Consider the following 13,732-nt stretch of genomic DNA (forward strand, 5'->3'; position numbering starts at 1 on the left):
TGCGCCTCCCTCCGGGGGCGTGCGAAGTTTAGAGACCAATAGTCTCGTAGGTAGACCGATGGTCTTGCTTCTAAACAGGGAGGTGAGTCACAATCACCGAGGGAAGTACGGATCCCCGGCCCGCGCGATCGCGGGCTCGTTTACTGGAAGCCGCCGCGACGCTGTTGAACTCCGGGGGTCCCAGCGCGGTGACCGTGGAAGCGGTCACCCGTACCGCCAACGTAGCCAGGGCCACCCTGTATCGCCACTTCCCGAGTGGCAATGATTTGCTGGCCGCGGCGTTCAACAGCCTGATACCGCCGTCCCCGACACCGCCCGACGAGGGCTCGCTGCGGGATCGGCTTGTCGCCTTGATGCTTGCCCAAGCCGAATCGGTGGCCCAAGCCCCCGCGCTGATGACCGCCATGTCGTGGTTGGCGCTGGGCCGCGACCTGGAAGGTATGCCAGAACCGCACCACGACAACTGCACAGACAGCCCGGCGATCACCACGCTTCGCGAACGCATCGCCCAGCAGTACGCGGCGCCGTTCGACGCCTTGTTCGACAGTCCGGAGGCCGCGGAACTGGGCGAGGTGGACCGATCCCGGGCCATCGCCCTGCTGATCGGCCCGCTGGTGCTGGGGCGTTTGTCGACCCTGCCGGATTTCGACTACCGGGAATGTGCGTTCGCGGCCGTCGACGGTTTCCTGCACGTTCAGCGCGCGCAAAGCAGGGCTAGCGCGGCGAGTATCGAATCGGCAGGTGCTTGAGTCCACCGACGAACGTCGTGGCGATCGGTTCCGGTTCGCCGCCCAGCTCAATGGATTTCGGTCGCGGCAGCAGTTCGGTGAAAATGCCGTTCAGCCGTCCTTCCCCCGATCACGCTGTTCGCACGAGCAGTGGAACTCCCAGCGCTCGGGCCACCACCCCGTGAGGTCGCCGTAGCAGCAGAAGCGGATGCATTCGCCGTCATCAGAGGTCAGTTCGACTTCGTGCCAGTCCTCATAGATGCGGCATGACCAGAGATAGAACTCTCGGGATAACCAACGCCGAAAATTGAGCATCGCTCGGGCCTATCGGGACTCCGCTCAAACGGCGAAGAGAGGGACCTTACTGCGCAGGTCAGGCCAGCGATATGACTGATGCAAACTGACCCACCACCGGAATTTTGTTTGGGCCATGATCTAGGGCATACTGTTCGGGTTGCCTTGAGCCGGGTTCACGCCTGGCCGGGCATACGACCAGCGCCCAAACGGGCGCGTCCGGTCCCATCCTTGGAGCGACTATTTTTGGCCGCGAACAAGGCTGTGTGAGGGTGACACGCCCGACCGCGGGGGCCGGTGAACCACGACAGGTAAACAGCGGCGCAGTATCCGGCGCGGCGCTCGATCGGCCCCAGATGGGCCGGGTCGGGTCGGCGCGACGGGGGCACTGAGACATGGATATAAGCCCGGGTGCCCCGGGCTTCAAGAAGAGTGAGGGTAGGAGAAGCGTGGCGGGACAGAAGATCCGCATCAGGCTTAAGGCCTACGACCATGAGGCTATCGACGCCTCGGCGCGCAAGATCGTCGAGACCGTCGTCCGTACGGGTGCCAGCGTCGTAGGGCCGGTGCCGCTGCCGACCGAGAAGAATGTGTATTGCGTCATCCGCTCCCCGCACAAGTACAAGGACTCGCGGGAGCACTTCGAGATGCGCACCCACAAGCGGTTGATCGACATTCTTGATCCGACGCCGAAGACCGTTGACGCACTGATGCGCATCGATCTGCCGGCCAGTGTCGACGTCAACATCCAGTAGGGGATCGACGAACTCATGGCAAGAAAAGGCATTCTGGGTACCAAGCTGGGCATGACGCAGGTGTTCGACGAGAACAACCGGGTCGTGCCGGTGACTGTGGTCAAGGCCGGTCCCAACGTGGTCACGCGCATTCGCACCCCGGAACTCGACGGTTACAGCGCCGTGCAGTTGGCCTACGGCGAAATCAGCCCACGGAAAGTCAACAAGCCCGTCACGGGCCAGTACACCGCCGCGGGCGTCAACCCGCGCCGTCACCTGGCCGAGCTGCGTCTGGACAACCCGGAGGCGGCCGCCGAATACGAGGTCGGCCAGGAGCTGACGGCGGAGATTTTCGCCGACGGCGCCTATGTCGACGTGACCGGTACCTCCAAGGGCAAGGGCTTCGCCGGCACCATGAAGCGCCACGGCTTTCGTGGCCAGGGCGCCAGCCACGGCGCCCAGGCGGTGCACCGTCGCCCGGGTTCCATCGGTGGTTGCGCCACTCCCGCGCGCGTCTTCAAGGGCACGCGGATGGCGGGCCGGATGGGTAACGACCGGGTGACCGTGCAGAACCTGGTGGTGCACAAGGTCGACGCCGAGAACGGTGTGCTGCTGATCAAGGGTGCGGTCCCCGGCCGCACCGGCGGACTCGTCGTGGTTCGCACCGCGATCAAACGAGGTGAGAAGTAATGGCAGCGGTAAAGATTGACGTCAAGACGCCGGACGGCAAGGTCGACGGCTCGATCGAGCTGCCCGCCGAATTGTTCGACGCCCCAGCCAATATCGCGTTGATGCACCAGGTGGTCACCGCGCAGCGCGCGGCGGCTCGCCAGGGCACGCACTCGACCAAGACGCGCGGCGAGGTCAGCGGTGGTGGCCGTAAGCCTTACCGGCAGAAGGGCACCGGACGTGCGCGGCAAGGTTCGACGCGCGCCCCGCAGTTCACCGGTGGTGGCACTGTGCACGGCCCCAAGCCGCGCGACTACAGCCAGCGCACGCCGAAGAAGATGATCGCCGCCGCGTTGCGCGGGGCGCTGTCCGACCGGGCCCGTAACGGCCGCATCCACGCGGTGACCGAGCTGGTGTCGGGTCAGACGCCGTCGACCAAGAGCGCCAAGGCATTTCTGAACACGCTGACCGACCGCAAGCAGGTGCTGGTCGTCATCGGCAGCACCGACGAGGCCGGTGCCAAGAGCGTGCGCAACCTTCCCGGTGTGCACATCCTGGCGCCGGGTCAGCTCAACACCTATGACGTGCTGCGTGCCGACGATGTGGTGTTCAGCGTCGAGGCGCTCAACGCCTATATCGCGGCAGCTTCGGGCAGTGCTCAAAACAACGACGAGGCTGACAACAACGATGTGGAGGTTTCGGCCTGATGGCGACCGTCACTGACCCACGCGACATCATCCTGGCTCCGGTCATCTCGGAGAAGTCCTACGGACTGCTCGACGACAACGTGTACACCTTCGTGGTGCACCCCGATTCGAACAAGACGCAGATCAAGATCGCTATCGAGAAGATCTTCTCCGTCAAGGTCGCATCGGTGAATACCGCGAACCGGCAGGGCAAGCGCAAGCGCACCCGCACCGGGTTCGGCAAGCGCAAAGGCACCAAGCGCGCGATTGTCACCCTGGCCGCGGGCAGCAAGCCGATTGACCTGTTCGGAGCTCCGGCCTAGCCGCGCGCGAGAGAAAGACCTGATTAGACATGGCAATTCGCAAATACAAGCCGACGACCCCCGGTCGCCGCGGCGCCAGCGTCTCCGACTTCGCCGAGATCACTCGGACGGAGCCGGAGAAGTCGTTGGTGCGCCCGCTGCACGGACATGGCGGACGTAATGCGCACGGCCGCATCACCACTCGTCACAAGGGTGGCGGCCACAAGCGCGCCTACCGGGAGATCGACTTCCGGCGCAACGACAAGGACGGCGTCAACGCCAAGGTCGCACACATTGAGTACGACCCGAACCGCACCGCCAACATCGCGCTGCTGCACTTCCTGGACGGCGAGAAGCGTTACATCATCGCCCCGCAAGGACTCTCGCAGGGCGACGTGGTGGAGTCCGGCGCCAACGCCGACATCAAGCCCGGTAACAACCTGCCGTTGCGCAACATCCCGGCCGGTACCTTGGTCCACGCCGTGGAGCTGCGCCCGGGTGGCGGCGCCAAGATGGCGCGGTCGGCCGGATCCAGCATCCAGCTGCTCGGTAAAGAGGGCACCTACGCTTCGCTGCGTATGCCCAGCGGCGAGATCCGCCGCGTCGATGTGCGCTGCCGCGCCACCGTCGGCGAGGTGGGCAACGCCGAGCAGGCGAACATCAACTGGGGCAAGGCCGGTCGTATGCGCTGGAAGGGCAAGCGCCCGACCGTCCGTGGTGTCGTGATGAACCCGGTGGACCACCCGCACGGTGGTGGCGAGGGTAAGACCTCCGGTGGTCGCCACCCGGTCAGCCCGTGGGGTAAGCCCGAGGGCCGTACCCGTCAGCCGAACAAGGCCAGTAACAAGCTCATTGTCCGACGCCGGCGCACCGGCAAGAAGCACGGTCGCTAGGAAGTCGAGGAGTAACAGATGCCACGCAGCCTGAAAAAGGGACCGTTCGTCGACGACCACCTGCTCAAGAAGGTGGACGTGCAGAACGAGAAGAACAGCAAGCAGGTCATCAAGACCTGGTCGCGTCGTTCGACGATCATTCCCGACTTCATCGGCCACACCTTTGCGGTGCACGACGGCCGCAAGCACGTCCCGGTGTTCGTCACCGAGGCGATGGTCGGCCACAAGCTCGGTGAGTTCGCGCCGACGCGCACGTTCAAGGGCCACATCAAGGACGACCGAAAGGCCAAGCGCCGATGAGCACCACGACGACTGAATATCCGTCGGCTTTCCCATCGGCCACAGCCAAAGCACGGTTCGTGCGGGTTTCGCCGACCAAGGCGCGCCGGGTCATCGACCTGGTGCGCGGCAAGTCGGTGGCCGACGCGCTCGACATCTTGCGCTGGGCGCCGCAGGCCGCCAGTGAGCCGGTCGCCAAGGTGATCGCCAGTGCTGCCGCCAACGCGCAGAACAACGATGGCCTGGACCCGGCGACCCTGGTGGTCGCCTCCGTCTACGCCGACGAGGGTCCCACTGCCAAGCGGATCCGTCCGCGCGCCCAGGGCCGTGCGTTCCGGATCCGCCGGCGCACCAGCCACATCACCGTTGTGGTGGAAAGCCGCCCGAGCAAGGACCAGCAGTCTTCGAAGTCGTCGCGCACCCGCCGTGCCGAGGGCAGCAAGGCCGCCGCGAAGGCACCGGCGAAGAAGGCCGGCTCCCCGGGGGCCACCGCACCTGCCAAGAAGGCGCCCGCCGCCAAGAAGGCGCCCGCGAAAAAGGCTGCGCCGCAAGCCGAAGCCAAGACGTCTGAGACTTCTGACGCGAAGGGAGGCTCAGAGTAGTGGGCCAGAAGATCAATCCGCACGGCTTCCGGCTGGGGATTACCACCGACTGGAAGTCCCGCTGGTACGCCGACAAGCAGTACGCCGACTACGTCAAGGAAGACGTGGCGATCCGCCGGCTGCTGTCCACCGGTCTGGAGCGCGCCGGCATCGCCGACGTGGAGATCGAGCGCACCCGCGACCGCGTCCGCGTCGACATCCACACCGCGCGTCCCGGAATCGTCATCGGCCGCCGCGGCACCGAGGCCGACCGAATCCGCGCGGACCTGGAGAAGCTGACCAAAAAGCAGGTGCAGCTGAACATCCTCGAGGTGAAAAACCCGGAGTCGCAAGCACAATTGGTGGCGCAGGGCGTTGCCGAGCAGCTGAGCAACCGGGTGGCGTTCCGTCGCGCGATGCGTAAGGCCATCCAGTCGGCGATGCGTCAGCCCAACGTCAAGGGCATCCGGGTGCAGTGCTCGGGCCGCCTCGGTGGCGCTGAGATGAGCCGCTCGGAGTTCTACCGCGAGGGCCGAGTTCCGCTGCACACCCTGCGCGCCGACATCGACTACGGCCTGTACGAGGCCAAGACCACCTTCGGCCGGATCGGCGTGAAGGTGTGGATTTACAAGGGCGACATCGTCGGCGGCAAGCGCGAATTGGCCGCTGCCGCACCGGCGGGCGCCGACCGTCCGCGCCGCGAACGGCCGTCGGGCACCCGCCCACGCCGCAGCGGCGCATCGGGTACCACGGCCACCAGCACTGAGGCTGGACGAGCCGCGGGCGCCGAAGAGAGTGCGGCTCCGGTGGAGGCGACGCCTGCAGCGGAACCGCAGAGCACGGAGAGCTGAATCATGTTGATTCCCCGCAGAGTTAAGCACCGCAAGCAACACCATCCACGCCAGCGCGGCATCGCCAGCGGTGGCACGGAGGTGAACTTCGGCGACTTCGGGATCCAGGCCCTCGAGCACGCCTATGTCACCAACCGGCAGATCGAGTCGGCTCGTATCGCGATCAACCGGCACATCAAGCGTGGTGGCAAGGTGTGGATCAACGTCTTCCCCGACCGTCCGCTGACCAAAAAGCCCGCCGAAACCCGCATGGGTTCGGGTAAGGGCTCGCCGGAGTGGTGGGTGGTCAACGTCAAGCCGGGCCGGGTGCTGTTCGAACTCAGCTACCCCAACGAGCAGACCGCTCGCGAGGCGCTCACTCGAGCAATCCACAAGCTGCCGATCAAGGCACGCATCATCACCCGAGAGGATCAGTTCTGATGGCAGTGGGTATTTCGCCTGGCGAACTGCGCGAGCTCACCGACGAGGAGCTGACCGAGCGCCTGCGCGAATCCAAGGAGGAGCTGTTCAACCTCCGCTTCCAAATGGCGACCGGACAGCTCAACAACAACCGCCGGCTGCGCACGGTGCGTTCGGAAATCGCCCGTGTGTACACGGTGCTGCGTGAACGAGAGCTGGGCCTGGCTAGTGGTCCTGACGGATCCGACGGAACTAAGGAATCGTGATGGCAGAAGCTAAAGCCGCCCCCAAGCAAGCCGCCGCGAAGGATGGCGCTTCGAAAGAGAAGGGCCCGCAGCACACTCCGGCGAACCCGAAGACGCGTGGCCGGCGCAAGACGCGCATCGGCTACGTGGTGAGCGACAAGATGCAGAAGACCATCGTCGTCGAGCTGGAAGAGCGTACCCGGCACTCGCTGTACGGCAAGATCATCCGGACAACCAAGAAGGTCAAGGCGCATGACGAGAACGGCGACGCCGGCGTCGGCGACCGCGTCCTGCTGATGGAGACCCGGCCGACGTCGGCCACCAAGCGGTGGCGGCTCGTCGAAGTACGGGAAAAGGCCAAGTAACGTCCGAGTGGCATGCAACGCCCGAGACCTCACGGTCTCGGGCGTTTTGCTTTCGCGAGCTGGGTCGACTCAGCGTTGGCGAGCGTAATCCCACTGCGAAAAATGGTCGGAAATTTCGCAGTGGGGTTACGCTCGGCGCATGTCCCCTGACGCACAAGGCTTTCAAGGCAAGATCGAGCTGGACATTCGCGATTCGGAGCCGGACTGGGGCCCGTATGCCGCACCGACCGCCCCGGAGAATTCGCCGAACATCCTGTATCTGGTCTGGGATGACACCGGCATCGCGACCTGGGATTGCTTCGGCGGCCTGGTCGAGATGCCCGCGATGATGCGGATTGCCCAGCGTGGCATCCGGCTGTCGCAATTTCACACCACCGCACTGTGCTCGCCGACCCGCGCGTCGTTGCTGACCGGTCGCAACGCCACCACGGTCGGCATGGCCACGATCGAAGAATTCACCGACGGTTTCCCGAACTGCAACGGCCGCATCCCGACCGACACCGCGCTGATCTCCGAGGTGCTCGCCGAACGTGGTTACAACACTTACTGTGTCGGCAAGTGGCACCTCACGCCGCTCGAGGAATGCAGCATGGCCTCGACGAAACGGCACTGGCCCACCTCGCGCGGCTTCGAGCGGTTCTACGGCTTCATGGGCGGTGAGACCGATCAGTGGTACCCGGACCTGGTCTACGACAACCATCCGGTGAACCCGCCCGGCACGCCCGAAGACGGCTACCACCTGTCCAAGGACCTCGCCGACAAAACGATCGAATTCATCCGCGATGCCAAGGTGATTGCGCCCGACAAGCCCTGGTTCACCTATCTGTGCCCCGGCGCCGGACACGCGCCGCATCATGTCTTCAAGGAGTGGGCCGACAAGTACGCCGGCCGGTTCGACATGGGCTACGAACGCTACCGCGAGGTCGTGCTGGAAAACCAGAAGTCGTTGGGGATCGTGCCGCCGGACACCGACCTGTCCCCGATCAACCCTTATCTGGACGTCACGGGGCCGGCCGGCGAGCCGTGGCCGCTGCAGGACACCGTTCGACCGTGGGACTCGCTCAATGACGAAGAGAAGAAGCTGTTTTCGCGGATGGCCGAGGTGTTTGCCGGTTTCCTCAGCTACACCGACGCCCAGATCGGCCGCGTCCTGGACTATCTCGAGGAATCCGGCCAGCTCGACAACACCATCGTCGTGGTGATTTCCGACAACGGTGCCAGCGGTGAAGGCGGCCCGAACGGATCGGTGAACGAGGGCAAATTCTTCAACGGCTACATCGACACCGTCGAGGAGAGCATGAAGCTCTTCGATCACCTCGGTGGGCCCCAGACCTACAACCATTACCCGATCGGCTGGGCGATGGCCTTCAACACGCCCTACAAGCTCTACAAGCGCTACGCCTCCCACGAAGGCGGTATTGCCGACTCGGCAATCATCTCTTGGCCCAACGGAATTGCGGCCCACGGTGAGGTGCGCGACAACTACGTCAACGTTTCCGACATCACTCCGACCATCTACGACCTGCTGGACATGACCGCGCCGGAGACGGTCAAAGGTATTACGCAGAAGCCGTTAGACGGCGTGAGTTTCAAAGTGGCCCTGGATGATCCGGCCGCCGACACCGGCAAGCAGACCCAGTTCTACACGATGCTGGGCACCCGCGGGATCTGGCACAACGGCTGGTTCGCCAACACCGTGCACGCCGCCACGCCGGCGGGCTGGTCACACTTCGACGCCGACCGCTGGGAGCTGTTCCACATCGAGGCCGACCGCAGCCAGTGCCACGATCTGGCCGCCGAGCAACCCGAGAAGGTGGAAGAGCTTAAGGCGCTGTGGTTTTCCGAGGCCGCCAAGTACAACGGTCTGCCGTTGTCGGACCTGAACCTGATGGAGACCATGACCCGCTTCCGGCCCTACCTGGTGGGGGAGCGGACCAGCTACATCTACTACCCCGACTGCGCGGACGTCGGAATCGGTGCCGCCGCCGAAATCCGTGGCCGCTCGTTCGGCGTGCTGGCCGACGTGACCGTGGACACCACCGGCGCCGAAGGCGTGCTGTTCAAGCAGGGCGGCGCGCACGGCGGGCATGTGCTGTTCATCCAGGACGGACGCCTGCATTACGTCTACAACTTCCTGGGCGAGCGTCAGCAGCTGGTGTCCTCGTCGGGCCCGGTGCCGTTGGGCAGACACCTCTTCGGCGCCAGTTACACGCGGACCGGCACGGTGCCGAACAGTCATACGCCGCTGGGTGACGTCACCCTGTTCGTCGATGACGAGGTGGTCGGAACGCTCGCCGATGTGACCACCCACCCCGGAACCTTCGGTTTGGCGGGCGCCGGCATCACCGTCGGCCGAAACGGCGGATCCGGAGTATCCAGCCGGTACAAGGCGCCGTTCGTCTTCACCGGCGGCACCATCGCCGCGGTCACCATCGACTTGTCCGGGCGGCCTTATCAAGACGTGGAAACCGAACTTGCGCTTGCATTTTCGCGTGACTGAACGTTCGCGGCTAGCCAGGTTCGTCGCGGCGGGTCTGATTTGCCTGCTGGCAGGCGGGGCCTGTGGTTGCGGGAAAACAACGGGCGGCAACGCCGTTCGGGCCGGCACGACGGCAACGTCAACGACGACGTCGGGCGCGCCGCGCAAATCCGACCCGGCTGAGCCGGTGCCCGGCGTCGAGGCCACACTGCCCGATCACATTCCGCCCAACGCCCTGGCCTGCCTGCCCGCCGCCACCGGCAACGGCCGGATGACGGCGGCGTCGGTATCGGATCCGGTGGCCCCCAGGCTCACCGTGCCGCTGCCCGACGGCTGGAGCTCGGCCCCCGGTAGTGGTGATGTCGCACTGACCGCGAGCGGGTCCGACGGGTTATCGGCCAGGGTGACGATCACGCCGACCGACCTCGAACCGGGCGGCGCCTTCTTGCGCTACGGCGCCGATCTGCGCACCGCCAACCCGGGCGTGCAGGTCAGCGTCGAAGCGGCTCAGTTCTGCGGCTACAGCAGCCAGCTGCTCGGTGGCAGCACCGGCGGGCTCGCCTTCGCCGACCGCATCACCCACATCTGGACGAACAATAAGGCATTTCTCGTGGTCGTCCACCTGGAGGGGCCCGCGGCTGCCCCCGGATTCAGTGCGGCGAAATCCACGGTGATGCAGCAATTCGCGGTCGTTATCCCCTGAAAGAGGCCGCTTGACTGCTAGCATCTGACCCCGTGCCTGCCGGGAAAGGCGTCAAACTATCCGTTCTACTCGTGGTGGTGATGTCCGATGACCGCTGAAGCCCCGCCGCTGCCGCCGTCGAAACCAGAAGCGCGCGGTCGCCAAATCGCAATAGCCTTCGGGATTCTGGTAGCGGTCATCAGCGTCTACGTCCTATCCCTGATCGCCGTGCACCTGTTGGCCAAATCGGCGCCGCCGTTGCCCGCCGTGGACTTCAGCAAGGTCGAGGCCGAAGACAGCGTCGTGCAGGTGAACCTGAGCGAGCTGAAAACGGTGGCGAATCGCCTAACGGTGAATGTGCTTGTCTACCCGAAAGATTCGTTGTACGACAAGAACTTCGGTGTGCTGACCACCGATGCGGCGGTGCGGCTGTATCCCGATAACGACCTCGGCGACCTGCAGTACCCGATTGGCAAGGCGCCGGCGCAGGTGACCACCACCATCGAGGCGCGCGGCGATCCGGGTAACTGGCCTTTCGACTCGTACAAGACGGACGTCATCGCGGCCGATGTGTTCACCGGAACGGGCCAAAACCGCGAAAAGGCGCCTGCCCGCGTCGAAGTCACCGGAAAGCTGGACGGCTGGGACGCTAGTGTCACCCGGGTCCACGACCCCGACGACGCCGATCCCAACATCATGGACAACGTCGTGATCACGCTGCACCGGTCCAAGGGCCCGCTGATCTTCGACGTCGGTGTGGTGCTGGTACTCATCGCCCTGCCGATGCTGGCGCTGTGGGTGGCCATTCCGGTGGCCCTGGGCCGGACGTCGTTCCTGCCGCCGCTGACAACCTGGTATGGCGCGATGCTGTTCGCCATTGTCCCGCTGCGCAATATCCTGCCGGGCAACCCACCGTACGGTTCCTGGATCGACCAGGCCGTCGTGCTATGGGTGTTGATCGCGCTCGTCGTCGCCTTGGCGTTGTTCCTGGTCGGCTGGTGGCGGCAACGAGATCGAAGAACGCCTAAGAAGACCTAGGGCAGACCTAGAGCGCGAAAAGCCTTAGCGCACATTCTCAATCGACGACGAGGTGATGGCGTCGATAGCGGTGAAGACGCGTGACTGGAAGTCGGGCGGCAACGGAATGTAGCCGTTCTTGTCGAGATCGACCTGGCCCGGTCCGACGGCCGCCTGCAGGAACGCCTTGACCGCCTGGCCGACAGCCGGGTCGGTGTACTTCGAGCAGACGATCTCGTAGGTGACCATCACGATCGGGTACACGTCGGGCTGGGTGGGGTTGTAGAAAGGCGTGGTGTCCAGCACGAGATCGTTACCCTTGCCGACGATCTTGGCGTTGGCGATGGTCTTGCCGACGGTGTCGGTTCCGATGCGGACCGGGCGCAACGATTTCCGGCTCGCCGGGGTCTTGATCTGGGCGGCGAACAGGCCCTGGTCCAACGCGAACGACAGCTCGTTGTAAGAGATCGCGCCCTCGGTGTTCTTCACCTCCGACGACGTGCCGACGTTGCCGTGGGCGCTGGTGCCCACGCCGCCGTTGAAGATCTTGCCGGTGCCCTTGTCCCAGGCCCCACCGGATGCGGCCTGCAGGTAGGCCTGGAAGTTGGCGGTGGTGCCGGACGGGTCGGCGCGGTGGATCACGTGAATGTTTTCCGGCGGCATCGAGGCGTTCATCGCGGTGATGGCCGGATCGTCCCAGCGCGTGATGGTGCCGTTGAAAATCTTGGCCAGCGTGGGCGCGTCGAGCACCAGGGAATCGACGGCGTTGAGGTTGTAGGTGATGGCGATCGGCCCGAACACCACAGGAAGGTTCCACGCGTCGGCGCCGCCGCAGCGCTGTTTGGCGGCCGCGTACTGGTCACCGGTGAGGGGAAGGTCGGATCCGGCGAAGTCGGTCTTGCCTGCCAGGAAGTCCTCGACGCCCGCAGCAGAACCGTTTGCGGTGTAGGACAGACTTTGCGCCTTGCAGGCTTTCGCGTAGGCATCGACAAAGCGCTTCATCGCATTTGCCTGCGCGGTCGAACCGCTGGCGGTGAGGTCTTGTTTGCCGCCGCAATCGACTCGCGCTCCGTTGGCGTAAGACAACGAGGTGTGGGGTTTTCCGCATCCCGAGAGCACCAGTGCGGCCGCGGTCAGCACGCTTATGGCGGCAGCCGGTCGGTTGTGCTTCACGTTGAATGCCTCCTTGGGAACGGCCGGGGGTGGGACGGCCTTGAGCTGTGATCGAAGTCTAGCGACGTGGCGTGCGTGGTGGGAGCGGTGACCTGGGGTAACCGCGTCAATCGGAACGGGGGGCGGCAGGTGTGCACTCGGTCTCCGGCAGCGTGGCCAGCCCCGACGTGCCAGACGGCGCCCGGCATCGGCGGCGAGCCCGGTTTCGGGGTGCATGTCCACCCCGCTTTCGACACACGTCGACATTTACAGCTATCGAAGCGACGCGCAAACAAACATCGGGTGAATTGGCAGTTCGCACCCGGTCGGGGGAATGGCGAAGGCAGTTTGCGAAAACCCGCATTTCGAGCGCTATTGCCGCGCGTTGATTACCATCTGACTTCGTGTCGGCTCCGGTTAGCTGGAATCGCCCAGCGAACTGCGAGCCGAGGTCCGTTGTCCGCCGTGGAGGTGACCGATGACCGCTCAAGCCCCGCCTGCGCACGCCGCCCCGCCGCCACCGGAAAAACCCAAGCGCCACCGGCTGCTCGGCATAGCGATCCTCGGCGGCTTCGTCGTGGTGTACGCGTTGTCGTTGTTCGGGTTTCTTCTGCTGGGAGAGTCCGCGGCGCCACTGAAGGCCCCCGATCTCAACGCGTCCGACGACACCGTCGTTCTGATCCGCGTCGAGGAGCTCAAGACGGTCGCCAATCGCCTCGGGGTGAAGGTGCTCGTGTACCCGCAGGAGGCCCCATGTGGGACTCGCGCCTGGACGTCTTGAAACAGGACACCGCGGTGCGGATGGATCCGCCGAACGACCTGGGGGACTTGGTCTATCCGGCGGGGAAGTCGCCGGCACAGGTGGCCACTACGGTCGAGGCCCACGGCGACCCGGAGATCTGGCCCTTCGACTCCTACGAGACGGACACTCTCTCGGCCGACGTGCTCGTCGGGTCCGGTGACGACCGCAAATACAAGCCGGCCCGTATCGAGGTGACCGGAAAACTCGAGGGCTGGGACGTCAGCGTTGCGCGGGTAGGCGAAGGCGGTGACAGCGTGATCATCACCCTGCAGCGGTCCAAGGCGCCGCTGATCTTCGATCTGGGAATCTGTCTGGTCCTCTTCGCCATGCCCACCATCGCGTTGGCGGTCGTCATTCCGATGGTGATCGGTAAGCGAAAGGTGGTGCCCCCGTTCGGCGGGTGGTTCGCCGCGCTGCTGTTCGCCGTCATCCCGATCCGCAACTTCCTGCCGGGGGCCCCACCGCCGGGTGCCTGGATCGACCAAGCGCTGGTGATCTGGGTGTTGATCGCCCTTGTCGGGGCGATGGGCTTGTACATGTTCGCGTGGTACCGGCGATCCGACTAACGCGGGTC

Annotated in this window: 16 protein-coding genes and 2 pseudogenes; 16 read left to right on the forward strand and 2 right to left on the reverse strand. The window is 64.9% G+C overall.

Features of this window, described 5'->3' with window-relative positions; all coding sequences use genetic code 11:
* Nucleotides 1-143: 143 nt before the first annotated feature.
* Nucleotides 144-749: a TetR/AcrR family transcriptional regulator gene (locus AC5Y5O_RS02520; protein ID WP_279304455.1), complete on the forward strand. Its 606-nt coding sequence runs from the start codon at nucleotides 144-146 to the stop codon at nucleotides 747-749.
* Here the strand turns inward: AC5Y5O_RS02520 and AC5Y5O_RS02525 are convergent.
* Nucleotides 715-843 (reverse strand): annotated as a pseudogene (locus AC5Y5O_RS02525) (cytochrome P450); the annotation flags it as partial. The gene AC5Y5O_RS02520 and the pseudogene AC5Y5O_RS02525 overlap by 35 nt on opposite strands.
* A 628-nt stretch (nucleotides 844-1,471) precedes the next feature.
* Here AC5Y5O_RS02525 and rpsJ point away from each other — a divergent pair.
* The 14 genes from rpsJ (at nucleotide 1,472) to AC5Y5O_RS02595 (ending at nucleotide 11,225) form a co-directional block, all read left to right on the forward strand.
* Nucleotides 1,472-1,777, forward strand: a complete 306-nt coding sequence (rpsJ, locus tag AC5Y5O_RS02530) for a 30S ribosomal protein S10 (RefSeq protein WP_003873519.1) — start codon at nucleotides 1,472-1,474, stop codon at nucleotides 1,775-1,777.
* Between the two features lie 15 nt (nucleotides 1,778-1,792).
* Complete coding sequence (gene rplC, locus AC5Y5O_RS02535) at nucleotides 1,793-2,446, forward strand: 50S ribosomal protein L3 (RefSeq protein WP_036466700.1); 654 nt, start codon at nucleotides 1,793-1,795, stop codon at nucleotides 2,444-2,446.
* The gene (gene rplD / locus AC5Y5O_RS02540; protein ID WP_096284769.1) at nucleotides 2,446-3,132 is read left to right on the forward strand and encodes a 50S ribosomal protein L4; all 687 of its coding nucleotides are present in this window, start codon (nucleotides 2,446-2,448) and stop codon (nucleotides 3,130-3,132) included. The genes rplC and rplD overlap by 1 nt, the downstream gene beginning before the upstream one ends.
* On the forward strand, nucleotides 3,132-3,434 hold the full coding sequence (gene rplW / locus AC5Y5O_RS02545) for a 50S ribosomal protein L23 (RefSeq protein WP_096284771.1): 303 nt from the start codon (nucleotides 3,132-3,134) through the stop codon (nucleotides 3,432-3,434). The genes rplD and rplW overlap by 1 nt, the downstream gene beginning before the upstream one ends.
* Nucleotides 3,435-3,463: 29 nt before the next feature.
* A complete protein-coding gene (gene rplB, locus AC5Y5O_RS02550; protein WP_096284773.1) occupies nucleotides 3,464-4,306 on the forward strand; it encodes a 50S ribosomal protein L2 in 843 nt (280 codons plus the stop codon).
* Between the two features lie 18 nt (nucleotides 4,307-4,324).
* Nucleotides 4,325-4,606, forward strand: coding sequence for a 30S ribosomal protein S19 (rpsS, locus tag AC5Y5O_RS02555; protein ID WP_025738376.1), 282 nt, complete (start codon nucleotides 4,325-4,327; stop codon nucleotides 4,604-4,606).
* Nucleotides 4,603-5,187, forward strand: coding sequence for a 50S ribosomal protein L22 (gene rplV / locus AC5Y5O_RS02560; protein WP_096284775.1), 585 nt, complete (start codon nucleotides 4,603-4,605; stop codon nucleotides 5,185-5,187). Before rpsS ends, rplV begins: the two co-directional genes overlap by 4 nt.
* Complete coding sequence (rpsC, locus tag AC5Y5O_RS02565; RefSeq protein WP_096284777.1) at nucleotides 5,187-6,017, forward strand: 30S ribosomal protein S3; 831 nt, start codon at nucleotides 5,187-5,189, stop codon at nucleotides 6,015-6,017. The genes rplV and rpsC overlap by 1 nt, the downstream gene beginning before the upstream one ends.
* Before the next feature lie 3 nt (nucleotides 6,018-6,020).
* Nucleotides 6,021-6,437, forward strand: a complete 417-nt coding sequence (gene rplP, locus AC5Y5O_RS02570; RefSeq protein ID WP_096284779.1) for a 50S ribosomal protein L16 — start codon at nucleotides 6,021-6,023, stop codon at nucleotides 6,435-6,437.
* Nucleotides 6,437-6,682, forward strand: a complete 246-nt coding sequence (gene rpmC, locus AC5Y5O_RS02575) for a 50S ribosomal protein L29 (RefSeq protein WP_096284781.1) — start codon at nucleotides 6,437-6,439, stop codon at nucleotides 6,680-6,682. Before rplP ends, rpmC begins: the two co-directional genes overlap by 1 nt.
* On the forward strand, nucleotides 6,682-7,026 hold the full coding sequence (rpsQ, locus tag AC5Y5O_RS02580) for a 30S ribosomal protein S17 (protein ID WP_096284783.1): 345 nt from the start codon (nucleotides 6,682-6,684) through the stop codon (nucleotides 7,024-7,026). Before rpmC ends, rpsQ begins: the two co-directional genes overlap by 1 nt.
* A gap of 139 nt (nucleotides 7,027-7,165) precedes the next feature.
* Entirely contained in the window at nucleotides 7,166-9,526 is a 2,361-nt protein-coding gene (locus AC5Y5O_RS02585) for an arylsulfatase (RefSeq protein WP_500023576.1), read from the forward strand.
* Nucleotides 9,519-10,208, forward strand: a complete 690-nt coding sequence (locus AC5Y5O_RS02590) for a hypothetical protein (protein WP_500023578.1) — start codon at nucleotides 9,519-9,521, stop codon at nucleotides 10,206-10,208. The genes AC5Y5O_RS02585 and AC5Y5O_RS02590 overlap by 8 nt, the downstream gene beginning before the upstream one ends.
* A gap of 87 nt (nucleotides 10,209-10,295) precedes the next feature.
* Nucleotides 10,296-11,225: a DUF4436 domain-containing protein gene (locus tag AC5Y5O_RS02595; protein WP_096284787.1), complete on the forward strand. Its 930-nt coding sequence runs from the start codon at nucleotides 10,296-10,298 to the stop codon at nucleotides 11,223-11,225.
* Nucleotides 11,226-11,249: 24 nt separating this feature from the next.
* Here the strand turns inward: AC5Y5O_RS02595 and pstS are convergent, their stop codons facing one another.
* Nucleotides 11,250-12,377 (reverse strand): phosphate ABC transporter substrate-binding protein PstS, encoded by a 1,128-nt coding sequence (gene pstS, locus AC5Y5O_RS02600; RefSeq protein ID WP_500023580.1) that lies wholly within the window; start codon nucleotides 12,375-12,377, stop codon nucleotides 11,250-11,252.
* A 457-nt stretch (nucleotides 12,378-12,834) separates the two neighbouring features.
* On the opposite strand from pstS, the pseudogene AC5Y5O_RS02605 reads away from it, so the two are divergent.
* A pseudogene (locus tag AC5Y5O_RS02605) lies at nucleotides 12,835-13,724 on the forward strand (DUF4436 domain-containing protein).
* The last annotated feature ends 8 nt before the right edge of the window (nucleotides 13,725-13,732 follow it).

Source organism: Mycobacterium sp. NGS40, assembly GCF_059812735.1.